The sequence below is a fragment of the Streptomyces sp. NPDC000075 genome (genome assembly GCF_040301925.1).
Taxonomy (GTDB): domain Bacteria; phylum Actinomycetota; class Actinomycetes; order Streptomycetales; family Streptomycetaceae; genus Streptomyces; species Streptomyces polychromogenes.
Window position 1 is genome coordinate 34,490 of record NZ_JBEPFL010000040.1, and the last position, 18,063, is coordinate 52,552.

Below are 18,063 nucleotides of genomic sequence, written 5' to 3' on the forward strand. Positions count from 1 at the left end.
GTCCGTCCCAGCCACGTCAAGCCACGCCGTCACACTCATCACAACGCTGCCAGCAATCACTGGCACAATCGGGAGGGTAGAGCAGCCCAGTACTCATGGGTAGGGGTAGCGCCCGGAAAGTTACCGGGGGTACGCCCTAGGCTGCGCATGTGGAGACCCCGGGGACGTGGAGGCGGAGGCGGCTGTGACGCGCGAGTACCGGACGCAGGAGCTGGCCGAGGCCGCCGGCATACCGGTGCGCACCCTGCGCTTCTACCGCGAGCGCAAGCTGCTCCCGCCACCCCGCCGTGAGGGCCGCATCGCCTGGTACGACGACCAGCACCTGGCCCGGCTGCGCACCATCGCCGCCCTGCTGGAACGCGGCCACACCCTCGGCGGCATCGCAGAGCTGACCGCCGCGTTCGAGAAGGGCCGCGACGTGGGCCAGCTCGGCGAGCTGCTGGGCATGGGCTGGTCGGAGGAGACGCCCGTCCGGCTGACGCCCGAGGCCCTGGCCGACTACTTCGAGGGCGAGGCCACCCCCGAGAACCTGGCGGCCTCCCTCGACCTCGGCTACCTCGCCGCCGACGGCGAGGAGATCGTGCACGTCAGCCGGCGCCTGCTCGACGCCTCCTCGGCCCTGGTCCGCGAAGGCGTACCGCTCGCGGCGGTACTGGAGACGGGCCGGCTGGTGCGCGAGCACGCGGACGCGCTGGCGGCGCTGTTCACCGAGCTGATCACCGCCCGCCTCGGGGAGGAGGCCGTCGCCCGGCTTCGTCCCCTGGCCAAGAGCGTGGTCGAGGCCGAACTCACGATGGCGATGGACCGTCTCCACCAGCGCCGCAACGCCGGCCCGGCCGCGCACGCCCCTGCGGAGCCTCAGACGCCGAGCTCGTAGACCACGGTCACCGGCGCGTGGTCGGACCACCGCTCCGGGTGCGTCTCGGCCCGCTCGACGAACGCCTTGACGGCCCTGGCCGCCAGCCCCGGCGTCGCGACCTGGAGGTCGATGCGCCAGCCGGCGTCGTTGTCGAAGGCCCGCCCGCGGTAGGACCACCACGAGTACGGGCCCTCCGTGTCGGGGTGCAGCCCGCGCACGACGTCCACGTACCCGGCCTCCGAGTAGACCTTCCCGAGCCACTCCCGCTCCTCGGGCAGGAAGCCGGCGTTCTTCCGGTTGGTCTTCCAGTTCTTGAGGTCGGCCTCCTGGTGGCAGATGTTCCAGTCACCGCACACCACGACCTCACGCCCGTCGGCGGCGGCCCGCACCCGAAGCTCGCGGAGGTAGGTGTCGAACTCCGCCATGAAGCGGTACTTCTCCTCCTGCTTCTGCGTCCCGGCCTCGCCGGAGGGCAGGTACAGGCTCGCCACCGTCACCCCGGGCAGGTCGACCTCCAGGTACCGCCCGCTCGCGTCGAACTCGTCACTGCCGAAGCCCACCTGCACCCGTTCAGGTGAGTTCCGCGTATACAGGGCGACGCCGGCCCGGCCCTTGGCGGCCGCCGGCGCGAACACGGTGTGCCAGCCCTCCGGCTCCCGGGCCTCCACCGGAATCTGCGCTTCCTCGGCCCGTACCTCCTGCAGGCACACGACGTCGGCGTCGGATCCGGCGAGCCACTCCACGAAGCCCTTCTTGGCTGCGGCGCGGATCCCATTCACATTCACGGAGGTCACGGTGAGCATCCCAGCACCATAACCGCAGCCTTCCGTACGATGTTCGGATGTCTCACGGGATACACCTGCGCGCCGTACCGTACGACCACCCGGACGCGCTGAAACTCGACGCCCAGGTACAGCTCGAATACCAGGCCCGCTACGACGGCGAGGGTGACGCCACCTTCCTCGACCCGGCGATGTTCGCCCCGCCGGCCGGCCTCTACCTGCTCGCCTACGACGCCGCGGACACCCCGGTGGCGAGCGGCGGCTGGCGTGCCCAGGATCACAATGACGAGGGCTACTCCGACGGCGACGCCGAGGTGAAGCGCATGTACGTCGTCCCCGGCGCCCGCGGCAAGGGGCTGGCCCGCCGCATCCTGGCCGAACTGGAGGCCGACGCGACGGCGGCCGGACGCCGGCGGATGGTCCTGGAGACCGGCGACCAGCAGCCTGAGGCCATCGCGCTGTACCTGTCGTCGGGGTACGCGACGTCGGCCAAGTTCGGCTACTACCGCCACTACGACTCCAGCCTCTGCATGGCCAAGCCCCTGCCGTCCCCGGACGCCCCCGCCGGCACGTGAGGCGCGGGGTCCGGGGCGGGAACCCGGGCCCCTACCGCCCGAGCCACACCGCCGGGTCGCTCCCCCACCGGGACGGCCCCCGGCCCCACTCCCCGAGCGGGCTCGCGGCGTGCCGCAGCACCCCGTACCCGGAAGCGGCCTCCCGCAGCCACGGCCCGGCCTCGTACCCCGCCACCCCGGCCCCCGCCCCGGGCACCTCCCGCACCAGCCACGACGCCGTGCCCGCCAGGGAGAACCGCAGCAGCCCCCCGGCCCCGCCGGCCAGGGCCCGCAGGACGCCCGCCGCCACCAGGTACCCCGTCCCGTGGTCCAGGGCCTGCGCCGGCAGCACTCCCGGCGCGCCGTCCGGGCCCGCGCAGCGCGCGGCGATCCCGTAGCCGGCCTGCACCAGCGAGTCGAACCCCCGCCGCCCGGCCCACGGCCCGCGCCACCCCCACGCGCACAGCTCGGCCACCACCAGCCCCGGGCGCCGCTCCAGCAGCTGCTCCCCGCCCAGCCCGAACCGCTCCAGCGCCCCCGGCCGGTATCCCGTCACCACCACGTCGGCCCCGTCCAGCAGCCCCTCCAGCACCGCCCGGTCCTGAGGCCGCGCGAGGTCCAGTCGCGCGGACCGCTTCCCGAAACCGGTGTCCGCGTACGCGTCGTCCGCCTCCGGCAGCCCGGGCGGGTCGATCCGCAGCACGTCCGCCCCCAGCACGCCGAGCGTGCGGGTGGCCACCGGACCGGCGATGACCCGGGTCAGGTCCAGCACCCGCACCCCGGCGGCCGGAAGGCCCGCCGCCGCGCCCGCCGGCTCGCGCGCCTCCCCCCGTACCCACTCCACCAGCGGCTGCGGCTCCCCGTACTCCGGCGCCACCGCGACGGCCAGCCCGCCCCCGGCGTAGACCAGCTCCTGCACCTGCGCCGCACCGCGGGCCGCGATCGCCCCGCGCACCGCCTCCGGGGTCGCGGAAACACCCAGCGCCCGGACGAGGGCCGCCTCGTGGTGCGGATAGTTGGCGTGGGTGCGCACCCACCCGTCGGCCGCCCGCCAGAACCCGGACAGCGGCGCGAAGCTGACCGGCGCACGGCCCTCGACCCGCAGATGCCGCTCGCTGACGAACGCCGTCGCCACGGCCCCCTCTTCCACCACCACGGGCTCCGCGTCCCGCGCCGTCCCCCCGGCCCGTACGGCGGCCAGCTCGGCTGCCGCGAGCGCGCACACCCCGACGGTGGCGCGCGCCAACTCCCTCACCGGAAGCGGGCCCTCCAGGCCGCTCGGCCCCCGGTATCCCACCCGCCCGGCGAGCCCGTCCGCCCCGCCGAGTGCCTTCCACGCTTGCGCCGTAGCGCCGTCCTGGCTCGTCATGCGCCCAGTGTGACGTGACACCGCTTCAGGAAAACACGAAGGTCCCGTCCGATCTCCCGACCGGACGGGGCCTTCATCGTCTGTGGGCTGTTCACGAGTGCACCTGACCAGGGCACGTTGAGTGCGATCGGAGATCGCTTCCCAGTCAACCGTAGATCGTTTCCCGTGGGCAGGGTGGTTGGGCTGGAGGTAGGAACGCGCGGTCAGTCGAACTCCATGCCGAAGTACGGGTTGGGTTCGCCTGTGTAGGGGTCGATGCCGGTCTCCCAGCGTCGTTGCTCCTCGCGCCAGTGGACGAAGTGCGGCGCGGGCTCTCCCCAGAGGGACGCGTCGCTGAGCGGGCACTTGTCGAAGCCCTCGGCGAACAGACGGCGGAGGAACTCCACCATTCCGCAGTCGTAGATCTTCCAGTGGGGCCGGCCGTGCCGTTCCCAGACGATGACCTGCCATTTGTCGGGGTCCTCATCAACGGCAACCCAGCCGAGGATGTCAGCTCCGCAGCTGCCGCCCCAGGCGATGACGGAATCAGGGCTTGCGCTGACACCGTCGGGGCCTCCTTCGGTCGCCCATATGTGCCGCATGACGGCGGTCTCACCCGCCATGCTTCCGTGCCCCGGGCCGTCTGGTGCCTGCGTAGTCGCTTCGGGAGTGAAAACGCCGAACGCGTCATCTATGCCTCCAGCGCCGTAGGTGGCCATGAAGGCTGTGTAGTCGGAAGGGAATCCGACTCCCCAAGCTCGTCGCATCGCGTCCCAGTCCACCTGCTCATCCGCACCGTCATGGGCGGGCATGACGGACAGAAGTGCGGCGAGAGGTGTTTCCTCAGGCGGCATGGCTCCTCCAGCACTGTGCTCGTTTGGGCGCAACGTATCCGGCGTCACCGACATTGGGTCTTCGGGTGGCGTGGGAACGAAGCAGGTCAGACCGGCCTTCTACCGCCACTTGCGACAGCTGACGCCGTCTGCTGTGAGCACAGGGTGTGGCCTGCAGTGCGAGCGGGAGTCGTCTGTCAGCGAAGGACAGCGGGCGCCAGGTGGGCGGCCTTGGTCGTTTGGGAGCATCTGCGGCCTCCTTCTGCGATCTTGTTGTGACTCGCCCTAGGTTTGGCTGGGGCTTCCAGTGCCGTCTGGACACGGAAGAGGCCATCGTGCGCGGGAGTTGTCCGTGCTTCGCGAGAAGGTCGCCGCAGCCGAGGAACGGCTGGTCCACCTGACGATCACGCGCGAGACCCTGAGTTCCCTCACAGGCGAGGAGCGCTGACGACGGCAGCACCGGACCTCAGGCGCCGGAGCAGACTCCGGCAGGTGGCGTGGACTCCGCGGATGCGCCGACGTCCGAAGCACCGCCCGGCGGCGTCCCGGATCCCGGTGCCCCGCCGGTCTCGTCCGGGGCCGCTTGAGTTGGCGGTGGCCCGTGAGCGGCTGCTGGTGCTGCTGGCGGGGGCCGGGCGGGCGATGAAGGCTCAGGACATCGCTGCGGCGATCGGCGAGGACGTCTCGGATACCTCGCAGGGGCGGCGGGTGGAGACGACCCGGTCCCGGCTGAAGCGGCTGGTGAAGGAGGGGCGGGTCGTGGAGGAACCCACAGCCTGGTTCGCACTCGCCCCGGCTGAGGGTGCGAGCGGAAGGGAAGCGCGGCCGCGAGCGCGCGGCATTGACGGGTGGCACCGCCGAGGGCACACACCCCGGAAACGCCGAGATCCCGCCCCGCCTTGCGGCGGAACGGGATCTCGTGACGATTCCTGAGAGCTACTCAAGAACTGTCGTCTGTGGACCTGTGGGGATTTGAACCCCAGACCCCCTCGATGCGAACGAGGTGCGCTACCAGACTGCGCCACAGGCCCTTGCGACGTGTGAAACATTAGCATCCCCGCGCCGCTGCTCCAAAACGCGTTCCCGGGCGGCGGCCCGCCGGTCGCGGTCGCGGCGGCCGGCAGGGTCCCTGCAGGTCACCCGCCGGATGCCCGGGGTGTCACTCGTTCGCGGCGCGCGGCCGGTCGTCGCTCTCGTACTGGTCGAAGAGCGGCGTGCGCCCGGCCTCGCGGCCGCGCGGGCGCGGGGGGGCCGGCTGGGCCTTGGGGTCGGGCTTGACGGGGGCCGGGCCCGGCTGGGTGCGCAGGCGCGGGTTGGTCGGCTCGGCGGTGCTGGAACGGGTGGCGCTCCAGCCGTCCGGGTTGACCGGCCCGGTGGCGCGCGGGGCGACGGGGGCGGTCACGTACGTCGGCAGCGGGACCGGTACGGGCTCCCAGCTGTCGCCGCGCACCGGCCCGCGCTCGCGCTCGCGCTGCTGGTCGACCCACTCGGCGTGGTCGGTCTGCTCGACGAGGGCACGGCGGCCGGCCTCCTGGGGGGACACCGGCGGCGCGGGGTCCGGTTCGGCGGCGCCGGCCGGCTCGGGGTCGCGGTCGCGGTGGCGGGGGCGGCTCTCGCGCAGGGCGCGGGCGGCCGCCTCGGCGCGGCGCCGGTCCATGGTGAACTCGTAGCGCCGCCGCTCCTGGACCCTCAGGTGCACGATGTACGCGCTCAGCAGGAGGGCCGGCACGGCCGGTGCCCACAGGTAGCGCAGCCCGCCCACGGCCGCGGCGATCGCGCCGCCGCTGAAGGCGAGGAAGAGGAGTGCCGTGGTGCGCCGGCGGCGCGCGAGGACCTGGAGGCGCTGCTGGCGCCGGACCCGCTCGACCCGTTCGACCTCGGCGGATCTCGGTTCGGCCCTGGTCGGGGACACGCCGAGGGCCCGGGCGTCGGCGTCCACGGAATTCACCGTTTCCGTCGCCGCTTCCGGGTCCGCGTGGGGCTGGGGCTGCGCCTGGACTTCACCGCGCTCACGCAGCCCCTTGGCGTAACGGCGCTCCATTCCCGCCCGGCCGGAAAGCAGCCGAATGGCAGTGGAGAAGCGTTCCGTCGGACGGGCTTCGTTCAGCTCGTCCTGCCTCCGGAGCCACATGGGCACCAAGTAGGCGGCCCAGGCCCCGACGATGACTGCGTAGATGAGGCCGCTGCTGCTCACACCCCACACCGTAGAGGGGCGCGGCCGACCGGATCAGCCAATTGGGCCGGTGTGTCGCACGATCCGGCTGATATCACCGACTTTTTTTGTGATTCTTCGGATCAGGTTATGGGCGAACCGAGCAATAATTCGAACGCTTTTGCGATTACCTGTTTTACGGTGCGGTCGCCGGCGGCGGGCTTTCCTTCCTGCGCACCCGGCTCCAGCGCCGCAGCAGCCCCTCGGGGATCTCCTCGGCGGTGAGGGCGAAGACCAGGTGGTCGCGCCACGCTCCGTCGATATGGAGATAACGCGGCCGCAGCCCCTCCTCGCGGAAGCCCAGCTTCTCGACCACCCGCCTGCTGGGGCCGTTCTCCGGACGGATGCACACCTCGATGCGGTGCAGCCCGACCTTCAGGAAGCAGTGGTCGACGGCGAGCGCGACCGCCGTCGGCATCACCCCTCGGCCGGCCACGTCCCGGTCCACCCAGTAGCCCACGTGCGCGGCGCACATCGAGCCCCAGGTGATCCCGGCGACCGTCAGCTGGCCGACCAGCCGCCCCCGGTACTCGATGACGAAGGGCAGCATCCGGCCGGCGTTCGCCTCCGCCCGCAGGTGGCGGACCATCTGCCGGTACGTCGGCCGGTGGATCACCGGCCCCCACGGCGCGGGCGGCGGGATCGTGGCCTCCCACGGCCGCAGCCAGTCGCGGTTGCGGCGGTTGACCTCGCGCCAGGCGCGCTGGTCGCGCATTTTTATGGGCCGCAGCGTGACGTCGCCGTCCGCCAGCACCACCGGCCAGGACGGGCCGTTCAGCTCGGGCTCCCGGCGGCCGCGTCCGGTCTGGGGTGGTCGCCGCCCCGGATCTGGTCGACGGCGTGCGGCAGGATCCGCGCCAGCACCGCGAGGCCGTCCTTGACGCCGCCCGTGGAACCGGGCAGGTTCACGATCAGCGTGCGGCCCGCCACGCCCGCCAGGCCCCGCGACAGGGCGGCGGTCGGCACCTTGGCGAGACCCTCGGCGCGGATCGCCTGCGGGATGCCGGGGATCTCGTAGTCGAGCACGCGGGCGGTCGCGTCCGGCGTGCGGTCGGTCGGCGAGATGCCGGTGCCGCCGGTGGTCAGGATGACGTCGTACCCGGCGGCCACGCCCTCGCGCAGCGCCCGCTCGACGGGGTCCCCGTCCGGGACGACGCGCGGGCCGTCGACCGCGAAGCCCAGCTTCTCCAGCGCCTCGGCCAGGAGCGGGCCGCCCTTGTCGGCGTACACGCCCTGCGAGGCGCGGTTGGAGGCGGTGACCACCAGGCCGCGGGGCGCGGGCGCCCCGGCGGCGGCCGGCGCCGCGTCCCCGGCCCCGCCCTCGGCGGCGGCGGGCGGCACGTGGCTGTGGACCTCGCCACCGCGCGGGGGCGTCACGAGCGGGTCCAGTCGCCGGACTTGCCGCCCGTCTTCTCCTCCACCCGGACGTCGGTGATGACCGCGCCCTTGTCGACGGCCTTCACCATGTCGATCACGGTGAGCCCGGCGACGGCGACCGCGGTCAGCGCCTCCATCTCCACGCCGGTGCGGTCGGTGGTCTTGACGGTGGCGAGGATCTCGACGGCGTCGTCGGCGACCTTGAGGTCCACCTTCACCCCGGAGACCGCCAGCGGGTGGCAGAGCGGGATCAGGTCGGGGGTCTTCTTCGCCCCCATGATCCCGGCGATCCGCGCGGTGGCGAGGGCGTCGCCCTTCGGCACGCCCTCGCCGCGCAGCAGCTCGATCACCCGGGGCGAGACCAGGACGCGGCCGCTGGCGCGCGCCGTGCGGGTGGTGACGTCTTTTGTCGATACGTCGACCATCCGGGCCGCGCCGGCCTCGTCGATGTGCGTCAGCCTGCTCTGCGTACTCATGTCTACGTGCCGCTCCCGCTCCGGGCCCCGAAACCCCGGGGCCTGTGTGATGCAACACGCTACCCGCACCGGGCGCTCCCGAGCCGGGCAGGACCACTGGCCGAAACAGCACGTGCGCCCGCGCGGCCCGCCCGGACGCAACCAACACACGAGCGGGACCGCCGGCCGCGCGGTGCGGGCGGCCGGACGGGACCGCCGGACGGGCGGGGCGGCTAGCCCAGCGGGATCACTTCCAGCTCGGTGCCCGGTTCCACCGAGGTGACGTCCTCCGGTACGACCATCAGCGAGTCGGCGTGCGCCAGCGCGGCGATCAGGTGGGAGCCCGATCCGCCGACCGGGCTGACCGTGCCCGCCTCGGGGTCGTACGTGCCGCGCAGGTACTGGCGCCGGGCGGCCGGGGAGCCGAGCGGCGCGTCGGCCTTCAGCACGGCCCGCACGCTCGGCCGGCTGACCTGCGCCGCCGGCAGCCCCATGAGGGCGCGGATCGCGGGACGCACGAACAGCTCGAAGGAGACGTACGAGGACACCGGGTTGCCGGGCAGGGCCAGCAGCGGGGTGTGGTCGGGGCCGACCGTGCCGAAGCCCTGTGGCTTGCCGGGCTGCATGGCGAGCTTGCGGAAGTCCACGCCGCCGGACTGCGGCTCCTCGCCGTCGCCGGTGCCGGCCGTGGTCAGGGCCTCCTTGACCACGTCGTACGCGCCGACGCTGACGCCGCCCGTGGTGACCAGCAGGTCGGCGCGGATCAGCTGGTCCTCGATGGTGGAGCGCAGCGTGTCGGCGTCGTCGGCGACCGCGCCGACACGGTAGGCGATGGCGCCGGCGTCGCGGGCGGCGGCGGCCAGCGCGAAGCTGTTGGAGTCGTAGATGGTCCCGGCGGCCAGTGCCTCACCCGGCTGGACCAGCTCGCTGCCGGTGGACAGGACGACCACGCGCGGGCGCGGCCGGACCCGTACGGTGCCCCGGCCGATCGCCGCCAGCAGCGCGATCTGCGGCGGGCCGAGGACGGTGCCGGCGGCCAGCGCCAGGTCTCCGGCCTGTACGTCGCTGCCGCGGGCGCGCACGTGCGCGCGGGCCTCCGCCGGCCGGTGGACCCGTACCTCGCCGGCCGCGCCCTCGGGCGCGGCGCTGGCCGGGGTCATCCCGGAGGCGGCGCCGCCGCCCGTGCCGCCGTCGGTCCACTCGACCGGTACGACGGCCTCCGCGCCGGGCGGCAGGGGGGCGCCGGTCATGATGCGGGCGGCCTGGCCGGGGCCGACGGTGGGCAGCTCGCCGCTGCCCGCCGCGACGTCGCCGACGACCGTGAGCACCGCGGGGAACTCCTCGCTCGCACCCTGGACGTCGGCCGTACGGACGGCGTACCCGTCCATGGAGCTGTTGTCGAAGGGCGGGAGGGCGACGGGCACGGTGACGTCCTCGACCAGGACGCAGCCCTGGGCGTCGAGCAGCTGGAGCTCGATGGGCTCCAGCGGCCGGACGGCGGCGAGGACGTCCGCGAGGTGCTCGTCCACCGACCACAGGCGGTGGTGGCCGGTGTCCTGCGGTGCTCTGCTGCTCAAGGTGCTACATCTCCTCCGTGACGTAACGGTGAAGCCAGGTGCGGAACTCCGGGCCCAGGTCCTCACGCTCGCACGCGAGTCGGACGATGGCCCGCAGGTAGTCCCCCCGGTCCCCGGTGTCGTAGCGGCGGCCTCGGAAGACCACGCCGTGCACCGGGCCGCCCACGGTCTCGTCGGCGGCCAGCTTCTGCAGGGCGTCGGTGAGCTGGATCTCCCCACCGCGGCCCGGCTCGGTCTCCCGCAGTATGCCGAAGATCGCGGGGTGCAGTACGTAGCGTCCGATAACCGCGTAGTTGCTGGGCGCCTCGGCGGGCTCCGGCTTCTCGACGAGGCCGGTGATGCGGACGACGTCGTCCTCGCCGGTCGTCTCGACGGCGGCGCAGCCGTAGAGGTGGACGTTGGCGGGGTCGACCTCCATCAGGGCGATGACGGTGCCGCCGGTCTTCTCGTGGACCTCGACCATCCGGCGCAGGAGGGGGTCGCGCGGGTCGATGAGGTCGTCGCCGAGGAGGACGGCGAAGGGCTCCTCGCCGACGTGGGGCTCGGCGCACAGGACGGCGTGGCCGAGGCCGCGCGGGTCGCCCTGGCGGACGTAGTGCATGGTGGCGAGGTCGCTGGACTCCTGGACCTTCTTCAGCCGGTCGTCGTCGCCCTTCGCGATCAGGGCCGACTCCAGCTCGTAGTTGCGGTCGAAGTGGTCCTCGAGAGCGCGCTTGTTACGTCCTGTGATCATGAGGACGTCGTCGAGTCCGGCCGAGACGGCCTCCTCGACCACGTACTGGATGGCCGGCTTGTCCACGACCGGGAGCATTTCCTTGGGGGTCGCCTTGGTCGCCGGGAGGAACCGGGTACCGAGGCCTGCGGCCGGAATGACGGCTTTCTTGATCACAGGGTGCGACTGAGTCATGGGCAGAACCATAGTGGGTCGTACCGAACACCCAGCCAGATTCCGGTAAATACATCCAACTCTGTCCGGATAGAAAAGGAATTGTGACTCAACTGTGGTAAAGAGCTCAGCCGGAGATCTCCCGGTCCCTCCCGAGAAGTCCGCCCTGCGCCGGGAACTCCTGGCCGCACGCCGGGCTTTGTCCCCCGAGACCCGCCGTACGGCGGCCGGCGCGCTGGCGCGCTCCGCGCTGGCGCTGCCCGAACTGGCCGGCGCGCGGACGGTGGCCGCGTACGTCTCCGTCGGCGCGGAGCCGGGCACCCGCGAACTGCTGGACGCGCTGCGGGACGCCGGGAAGCGGGTGCTGCTGCCCCTGCTGCTGGAGGACAACGACCTCGACTGGGCGGTGTACGAGGGGCCGGGCAGTCTCGCCGAGGCCGCGCACCCGGGGAAGATGCGGCTGCTGGAGCCCTCCGGTCCGCCGCTGGGTCCGCAGGCCGTCACCGGGGCGGACGCGGTGCTGCTGCCCGGGCTGGCGGTGGACCGGCGCGGGATGCGGCTCGGGCGCGGCGGCGGTTCGTACGACCGGGTGCTGGCGCGGCTGGAGCGGGCCGGCGCGCATCCGGCGCTGGTGGTGCTCCTCTACGACGAAGAGGTGGTCGCGCGGGTCCCGGAGGAACCGCACGACCACCCCGTCCAGGCGGTCGCCACCCCGTCGGGGGTGCTGCGCTTCAGGCCGTGATCACGGCTTGAGCGTCAGGGTGTCCACTGTCGACTTGTCGACGGCGGCCTTTCCGAACGGCCAGTCCAGCAGCTCGCCCTTGGCCCACAGGGTCGTCTGGTCGGTGTAGTTGCCGTCGTAGGCGTGGCCCGAGGCGCCGGTCAGGTTGATCCAGCGCGACTTGTCCAGGTCGTTGAGGTTGACGACCATCCGCATCGACGGCACCCAGGTGACGTCGTACCCGCTGGACGCGTTCCAGCCGGTTGCGTTGACGGTGGCCTCGCCGCCGCCCAGGTTCCACGGGCCGCGGTTGAGGAGCCACTGCATGAAGCCCGGGCCCTCCTTGCCGATGGTCTGGTTCTTCAGCGTCAGCTGGTGCAGCCGGCCCCAGCTCCAGGTCGACTGGTCCTTGCCGAGCTTGGCGGTCAGCTCCCAGCGCGCGTCCTCCATCGCCCGGGCGAAGAGCTCGTCGCGGGTCTTGATGGGCTTGTCGTGGACGGTCTTCGGGGTGGCGGTCCACCACGGCGACTTCTCGTCCTTGACCAGGCGGCGGACCACCTCGAACCAGCGGTCGCCGCCGTCCGGCTGCGCGGAGTCGGGGCCGCGCGTGCCGCACTCGCGGACGGTCTTGGCCAGGTCGTCGTTGGGGCCGGTGCTTTCCTCGACGACGTTCATGCAGCTGCCCTCGACGCGCAGCTCCTTCGGCATCTTGTCGCCGAACGCCAGCTTGAGGATCTTGCGCCAGACGGCGTTGAAGTACGCGGCCGCCGCCGAGTCGTTCTCCTGGGTGTAGTTCCAGCCCTCCAGCAGCTTCTGCGCCGAGCGCACGTCCGGGTCGGAGACCGGGATCTTGGCCAGCATCGGGGTCAGCAGCGCGGCGATCTCGCTGCTGTTGTCCATCTGCATGGTGCGCATGTCGTCGGTGGAGATCTTGCCGCTGTCCTTGATCTTCGCCTCGATGAGGTCATTGATCCGCTGGCTGCGGGCGCCGTAGCCCCAGTCGGTGGTCAGCACGTACGGGTACTTGCCCGCGCCGGTGCCGGACTCGGTGACGGCCTGGTTGGCGGTGACGATGTAGCCGCGCTGCGGGTTGAGCTCCCAGGGCAGCTCGTTCTGCGGGATGTAGCCGGCGTTGCCGTCGCGGCCGCCCTTCCAGGCGTACTTCGGGTCCCAGCCGGGGGCCGGCATGCGGCCGTCGCCCTGGCCGCGGACCGGGATGCGTCCCGGGGCCTGGTAGCCGATGTTGCCGTTGGGGCCCTTGTTGTCGGCATAGATGAGGTTCTGCGACGGGACCTCGAAGTCCGCGGCCGCGGCGCGGAAGCTCGCGAAGTCCTTGGCACGGTCGATCTTGAAGACCGCGTCCATCGACTTGCCCGGGTCCAGGGCGGTCCAGCGCAGGGCGACGGCGTAGCCGGTGCCGCGGTCGGGGGCCGAGCTCGGGACGGGGGCGCGGGAGCCGACGGTCTCCAGCTCGTCGCTGCGGTCGGAGATCAGCGGCCCGTTGTTGGTGCTGCGGACGGTGATCTTCTTGCTGGTGCCGCCCGCGACCTTGATCTCCTCTTCACGGGTGGTGAAGGGGACGACCTTGTTGTCGTAGACGTAGCCCTCGGGACGGACCTGCTCCAGGTAGAGGTCGGTGACGTCGGCGCCGAGGTTGGTCATGCCCCAGGCGATGTCGGCGTTGTGGCCGATGACCACGCCGGGCATGCCGGAGAAGGTGAAGCCGGCGACGTCGTACTGGCACCGGGCCGAGACGGCGCGGCAGTGCAGGCCCATCTGGTACCAGACCGAGGGCAGCTGCGGGGAGAGGTGCGGGTCGTTCGCGAGCAGCGGCTTGCCGGTGGTCGTGTACTTGCCCGAGATGACCCAGGAGTTCGAGCCGATGCCGCTGCCGTTGGGGCCGAGGATGGCCGGGATGTCGTCCAGGGTCTTGGACAGGGCGGTCAGCTGGGTGCGCAGGCCGACGGTCGCGCCCTGGGCGCTCGCGTTGTCGGCGAGGCCGGTGGCGGGGTTGGTGCCGCCGTTGGGGTTGGCCTGCGAGCCGGCGGCCGCCCCGGCGCCTGTACCCGTGCCGGCGGCGGAGCCGGTGCCGGTGGTGGAGCCGGTGCCCGTGCCCGTGCCGGTGGCGCCCGTCGAGGAGGAGCCGGTGGAACCGGTGCCGGCGCCCGCGGTGCCCTGGGGGGCGTACTTGCCGCCCGCGACGGTGCCTCCCTCGACGATCGGCTTGTTGCGGTCGAAGGGGTACGCCGGGTAGAGCTCGTCGATCTGCGCCTGCGTGAGCTTGTTCGACATCAGCGAGCGGTCGATCTCGTCCTGCATGTTGCCGCGCAGGTCCCAGGCCATCGCCTTGAGCCAGGCCACCGAGTCGACCGGCGTCCACTTCTCGGGCTTGTAGCCGTCGGTGATCTTCAGGGCGGCGTGCTCGACGGAGAGGTCCTTGCCGGACTTCCCCTTCAGCCACGCGTTGACCCCGTCGGCGTAGGCCTGGAGGTACTTCTTCGTCTCGGGCGTGAGCTTCTTGTCGTACTCCTCCTGCGCGACCTGGCGCCAGCCGAGGGTGCGCAGGAAGGCGTCGGTCTCGACCTGGCCGGAGCCGAACATCTCCGAGAGCCGGCCGGAGGTCATGTGACGGCGTACGTCCATCTCCCAGAACCGGTCCTGCGCGTGCACGAAGCCCTGCGCGCGGAAGAGGTCCTCGTCGCTGTCGGCGTAGAGCTGCGGAATGCCGTGCTCGTCGCGCTTGACGTCGACGGTCCCGGTCAGGCCTGGGACCTTGAGGGAGCCGGTGGTCTGCGGGAACGAAGCGCGCACGGTGTCCACGCTCCAGTACGCGCCGTAGCCGAGGCCCGCCAAGAGCGCCAGGACCAAGACGAGCACGAGCAGACGTGCGCGTCGTCCCTTCTTCTTGACGGAAGGTCCGGATTCTTTGGCGGGCATCGCTGTCCTTCGAGGGGCAGGGTGGTCCTGGGAGTGCTGGGAGCAACCATAGGCGCAGGACCGCCTTCGTTGATCCGCCAGGGGTCAAGGTCCGTAGGACAGGGGGGAACCGCCGTTTCACAATGTGGGTATCGCGTAAAGAGTCCGTCAAAGATTAGGTAAGGTAACGAAGCACTTGCCGAATACGCCGCGGGCGGAACGTTCCGCCGCGCGCGCTTTGAGGAAAGGGCCGCCCGCTGACTGTCCACACGCTCAATGAGCTCCTGCTGGTCTGCTCGCTCGTGCTGCTCGTCGCGGTCGCGGCGGTACGCATCTCTTCACGCAGCGGCCTCCCCAGCCTGCTCATCTACCTCGGCATAGGCATCGCGATAGGCCAGGACGGCATTGGCAACGTCGTATTCGACAACGCCGAGCTGACGCAGGTCATCGGTTACGCCGCGCTCGTCGTCATCCTCGCCGAGGGCGGTCTGGGCACGAAGTGGAAAGAGATCAAGCCGGCCCTGCCGCAGGCGGTCGTCCTGTCGCTGGTCGGGGTCGCGGTCAGCGTGGGGGTCACCGCGGCCGGCGCGCACTACCTGGTCGGACTCGAATGGCGGCAGTCGCTCCTGATCGGTGCGGTCGTCTCCTCGACCGACGCGGCGGCGGTCTTCTCGGTCCTGCGGAAGGTCCCGCTCCCCTCGCGCGTGACGGGCGTGCTGGAGGCCGAGTCCGGCTTCAACGACGCCCCCGTCGTCATCCTGGTGGTGGCCTTCGCGACGGTCGGGCCGGTGGACCACTGGTACGTGCTGGTCGGCAAGATCGCGCTGGAGCTGGCGATCGGCGCCGCGATAGGCCTGGCGGTGGGCTTCCTGGGGGCGTACGGCCTGCGGCACGTGGCCCTGCCGGCCTCCGGCCTGTACCCGATCGCGGTGATGGCTATCGCCGTCTCCGCGTACGCGGCCGGCGCGATGGCGCACGGCTCCGGCTTCCTCGCGGTGTACCTGGCGGCGATGGTGCTGGGGAACGCGAAGCTGCCGCACTGGCCGGCCACGCGGGGGTTCGCGGACGGGCTGGGCTGGATCGCGCAGATCGGCATGTTCGTGCTGCTGGGCCTGCTGGTGACCCCGCACGAGCTGGCCGGGGACTTCTGGCCCGCCGTGATCATCGGACTGGTGCTGACGATGGTGGCGCGGCCGCTGGAGGTGTTCGTCAGCCTGCTGCCGTTCCGGGTCGCGTGGCAGGAGCAGGTGCTGATGTCGTGGGCGGGTCTGCGCGGAGCCGTGCCGATCATCCTGGCGACGATCCCGATGGTGACCGGGATCGAGGGCAGCGACCGGGTCTTCAACATCGTCTTCGTGCTCGTCGTCGTCTACACGCTGGTGCAGGGGCCGACGCTGCCGTGGCTGGCGCGGAAGCTGAACCTGCGCGAGACCGACGAGGCCGCCGCGGACCTGGGGATCGAGTCGGCGCCGCTGGAGAAGCTGCGCGGACACCTGCTGTCCTTCGCGATACCCGCGGCCTCCCGGATGCACGGGGTGGAGGTCGGCGAGCTGCGGCTGCCGGCCGGGGCCTCGGTGACGCTGGTGGTGCGGGACGCGAAGAGCTTCGTGCCGGCGCCGTCGACGGTGCTGCGCCGGGGGGACGAACTGCTGGTGGTGGCGACGGACCCGGTGCGGGACGCGGCGGAGGCCCGGCTGCGCGCCGTGGCGCGCGGGGGCAAGCTCGCGGGGTGGCTGGGCACCGGTGGCGGAACGTCACTCTAGGTGCCGGAGGGTGGCCACCGGGGCGGCGCGGGCGGCGGTTTTCGATTAGAGCGGCATTCTAAATCGGCCAATTTCGGTGGCTTGCACCCGGCCTTGCCCCCATTTCAGAGGGTCGGAATGCGAAGTTCCAGTTAATCGCAGGTGAAGACATGCCTTGTCACCGTAATCACAGGGCGTGGTAGTGGATTGCCCTGTACGATGAAGGCACACCACATCGAACCAACTCTGCCTGACGCAGAGCTGGCGCGACCGCAAAGCGGCCGTGGCACCCTCCCGCAGTGGGCGCCCAGGTATCACTCGGTTCTGCGCAAGAGGACAGCTCTCGGGGCTCCCACATGTACGGGTACGGTCGCTCACAAGGCGGCCGGCCGACCGCAGACGGGGACGCTCTACCAGGCAGCGGAAAGGCCAGGCCGTGACATCCGCGGTCACGACCGACACGTCCGCCCGACCCGGCTACGGGCAGCTCCTGCGCACGCCCGGCGCCCTCTCCTTCGTCCTCCCCGGCTTCGCCGCCCGTCTGCCCTTCGGCATGCTGACCATCAGCATCCTGCTGCTCGTCCAGCACGCCACCGGCTCCTACGGCGACGCGGGCATCGTCTCCGCCGTCACCGGCGTGTCCATGGCCCTGTTCGCCCCGGTCATGGGCAAGCTCACCGACCGCCGCGGCCAGAGCGCCGTCCTCGTGCCGGTCGTCCTCGCCCACGCCACCGCCGTCTCCGCTCTGACCGCGCTGGCCCTCCTCGGCGCCCCGCTGTGGGCGCTCGCGCTGGCCGCCGTCCCGGCCGGCGCCTCCGTCCCGCAGGTCGGACCCATGGTCCGGACCCGCTGGGCGGCCAAGCTCGAGGGCTCCCCGCTGCTGCCGACGGCCGCCGCGTTCGAGTCCGTCACCGACGAGTTCACCTTCGTCGTCGGCCCGGTGCTCGCCACCGCGCTGTGCACCGGCGTCCACCCGGCGGCCGGCCTGGCCACCGAGGCGGCCCTGACCCTGCTCGGCGGCCTGTTCTTCGCCGCGCAGCGCGCCACCGAGCCGAAGACCGCCGCTACGGCGGCCCACGGCGAGAAGCACGCCTCGGCCCTGTCCTTCCCCGGCCTGCGCGTCCTGATCGTCGCGTTCCTCGGCATCGGCGCCGTCTTCGGCGGCATGCAGGTGTCGCTCACCGCCTTCGCCAGCGAGATCGGCAACCCGGGCGCGAACGGCCTGCTGTACGGCGTCTTCGCGGCCGGCAACATGATCGCGGGCATCACCATGGGCGCCGTCGCCTGGAAGATCGGCCCGCGCCGCCGCCTGATCCTCGGCTACGTCGGCCTGACCGCCGCCGCCTCGGTCCTGTGGGCCGTGAACTCGGCCGTCCTGATGGGCGCCGTCGGCCTGGTCGTCGGTCTGTGCATCGCCCCCGCGCTGATCACCGGCTACACGATGATCGAGCAGCTGGTCCCGGCCGCCTCGCGCACCGAGGCCTTCACTTGGCTGACCGGTGCGGTCGCCTTCGGGCAGGCCGTCGCCGTGATCGTGGCCGGCCGCCTGACGGACGCGCACGGGTCCTCGTACGGGTTCCTGGTGCCGCTGGCCGCCACCGCGCTCGCGCTGGCCACCCTGCTGGCGCTGCGCGCGAAGCTCGCGCCGCAGGGCCCGAGCCGCATCGTGAACTCGTCCGCGCCGGCCGCCGCCACGCCCGCGAGCACCGGGCCGGAGCGCGCGGCCGAGCGTGGGATCGGTCACCGCACGCCTGTGACGGTGGACTGATCCGCCGGAATACGTCACCATGGAGCGTCGTTA

Annotated in this window: 16 protein-coding genes and 1 tRNA gene; 5 read left to right on the top strand and 12 right to left on the bottom strand. The window is 72.1% G+C overall.

Features of this window, described 5'->3' with window-relative positions; genetic code table 11:
• Nucleotides 1-184 precede the first annotated feature (184 nt).
• Nucleotides 185-877, top strand: coding sequence for a MerR family transcriptional regulator (locus ABT403_RS33110; protein WP_344151346.1), 693 nt, complete (start codon nt 185-187; stop codon nt 875-877).
• Here ABT403_RS33110 and ABT403_RS33115 read toward each other — a convergent pair.
• A complete protein-coding gene (locus tag ABT403_RS33115; protein WP_344151343.1) occupies nt 859-1,662 on the bottom strand; it encodes an exodeoxyribonuclease III in 804 nt (267 codons plus the stop codon). The two genes, ABT403_RS33110 and ABT403_RS33115, sit on opposite strands and share 19 nt — an antisense overlap.
• A gap of 38 nt (nt 1,663-1,700) precedes the next feature.
• On the opposite strand from ABT403_RS33115, the gene ABT403_RS33120 reads away from it, so the two are divergent.
• The gene (locus ABT403_RS33120) at nt 1,701-2,216 is read left to right on the top strand and encodes a GNAT family N-acetyltransferase (protein ID WP_344151340.1); all 516 of its coding nucleotides are present in this window, start codon (nt 1,701-1,703) and stop codon (nt 2,214-2,216) included.
• 31 nt (nt 2,217-2,247) lie between these two features.
• Here the strand turns inward: ABT403_RS33120 and ABT403_RS33125 are convergent, their stop codons facing one another.
• From ABT403_RS33125 to galU, 10 genes are all read right to left on the bottom strand, one after another.
• The gene (locus ABT403_RS33125) at nt 2,248-3,564 is read right to left on the bottom strand and encodes a CoA transferase (protein ID WP_344151337.1); all 1,317 of its coding nucleotides are present in this window, start codon (nt 3,562-3,564) and stop codon (nt 2,248-2,250) included.
• Nucleotides 3,565-3,767: 203 nt separating this feature from the next.
• Nucleotides 3,768-4,166, bottom strand: a complete 399-nt coding sequence (locus ABT403_RS33130; RefSeq protein WP_344151334.1) for a hypothetical protein — start codon at nt 4,164-4,166, stop codon at nt 3,768-3,770.
• Nucleotides 4,167-5,026: 860 nt separating this feature from the next.
• Nucleotides 5,027-5,149, bottom strand: a complete 123-nt coding sequence (locus ABT403_RS33135) for a hypothetical protein (protein ID WP_344151331.1) — start codon at nt 5,147-5,149, stop codon at nt 5,027-5,029.
• A gap of 184 nt (nt 5,150-5,333) precedes the next feature.
• Nucleotides 5,334-5,407 (bottom strand) — tRNA-Ala (locus ABT403_RS33140).
• Between the two features lie 128 nt (nt 5,408-5,535).
• Nucleotides 5,536-6,570 carry a divisome protein SepX/GlpR gene (gene sepX, locus ABT403_RS33145; protein ID WP_344151328.1) on the bottom strand — a complete coding sequence of 345 codons (1,035 nt, stop codon included), beginning with the start codon at nt 6,568-6,570 and terminating at the stop codon, nt 5,536-5,538.
• Between the two features lie 154 nt (nt 6,571-6,724).
• A complete protein-coding gene (locus ABT403_RS33150; protein WP_344151325.1) occupies nt 6,725-7,345 on the bottom strand; it encodes a GNAT family N-acetyltransferase in 621 nt (206 codons plus the stop codon).
• 17 nt (nt 7,346-7,362) lie between these two features.
• Nucleotides 7,363-7,929 carry a MogA/MoaB family molybdenum cofactor biosynthesis protein gene (locus tag ABT403_RS33155; protein WP_425580107.1) on the bottom strand — a complete coding sequence of 189 codons (567 nt, stop codon included), beginning with the start codon at nt 7,927-7,929 and terminating at the stop codon, nt 7,363-7,365.
• A 32-nt stretch (nt 7,930-7,961) separates the two neighbouring features.
• Nucleotides 7,962-8,441 (bottom strand): cyclic pyranopterin monophosphate synthase MoaC, encoded by a 480-nt coding sequence (moaC, locus tag ABT403_RS33160; protein WP_344151322.1) that lies wholly within the window; start codon nt 8,439-8,441, stop codon nt 7,962-7,964.
• 212 nt (nt 8,442-8,653) lie between these two features.
• Nucleotides 8,654-9,997, bottom strand: a complete 1,344-nt coding sequence (glp, locus tag ABT403_RS33165) for a molybdotransferase-like divisome protein Glp (RefSeq protein ID WP_344151319.1) — start codon at nt 9,995-9,997, stop codon at nt 8,654-8,656.
• A gap of 4 nt (nt 9,998-10,001) precedes the next feature.
• On the bottom strand, nt 10,002-10,904 hold the full coding sequence (gene galU, locus ABT403_RS33170) for a UTP--glucose-1-phosphate uridylyltransferase GalU (protein ID WP_344151316.1): 903 nt from the start codon (nt 10,902-10,904) through the stop codon (nt 10,002-10,004).
• A gap of 94 nt (nt 10,905-10,998) precedes the next feature.
• Here galU and ABT403_RS33175 point away from each other — a divergent pair, with 94 nt between their 5' ends.
• Entirely contained in the window at nt 10,999-11,625 is a 627-nt protein-coding gene (locus ABT403_RS33175; protein ID WP_344151313.1) for a 5-formyltetrahydrofolate cyclo-ligase, read from the top strand.
• Here the strand turns inward: ABT403_RS33175 and ABT403_RS33180 are convergent, their stop codons facing one another.
• The gene (locus ABT403_RS33180; RefSeq protein WP_344151310.1) at nt 11,626-14,541 is read right to left on the bottom strand and encodes a penicillin acylase family protein; all 2,916 of its coding nucleotides are present in this window, start codon (nt 14,539-14,541) and stop codon (nt 11,626-11,628) included.
• Between the two features lie 281 nt (nt 14,542-14,822).
• On the opposite strand from ABT403_RS33180, the gene ABT403_RS33185 reads away from it, so the two are divergent.
• Both ABT403_RS33185 and ABT403_RS33190 read left to right on the top strand, forming a co-directional pair.
• Nucleotides 14,823-16,283 carry a potassium/proton antiporter gene (locus ABT403_RS33185; RefSeq protein WP_344151307.1) on the top strand — a complete coding sequence of 487 codons (1,461 nt, stop codon included), beginning with the start codon at nt 14,823-14,825 and terminating at the stop codon, nt 16,281-16,283.
• A 415-nt stretch (nt 16,284-16,698) separates the two neighbouring features.
• Nucleotides 16,699-18,030: an MFS transporter gene (locus ABT403_RS33190; RefSeq protein ID WP_344151304.1), complete on the top strand. Its 1,332-nt coding sequence runs from the start codon at nt 16,699-16,701 to the stop codon at nt 18,028-18,030.
• Nucleotides 18,031-18,063: the final 33 nt, after the last annotated feature.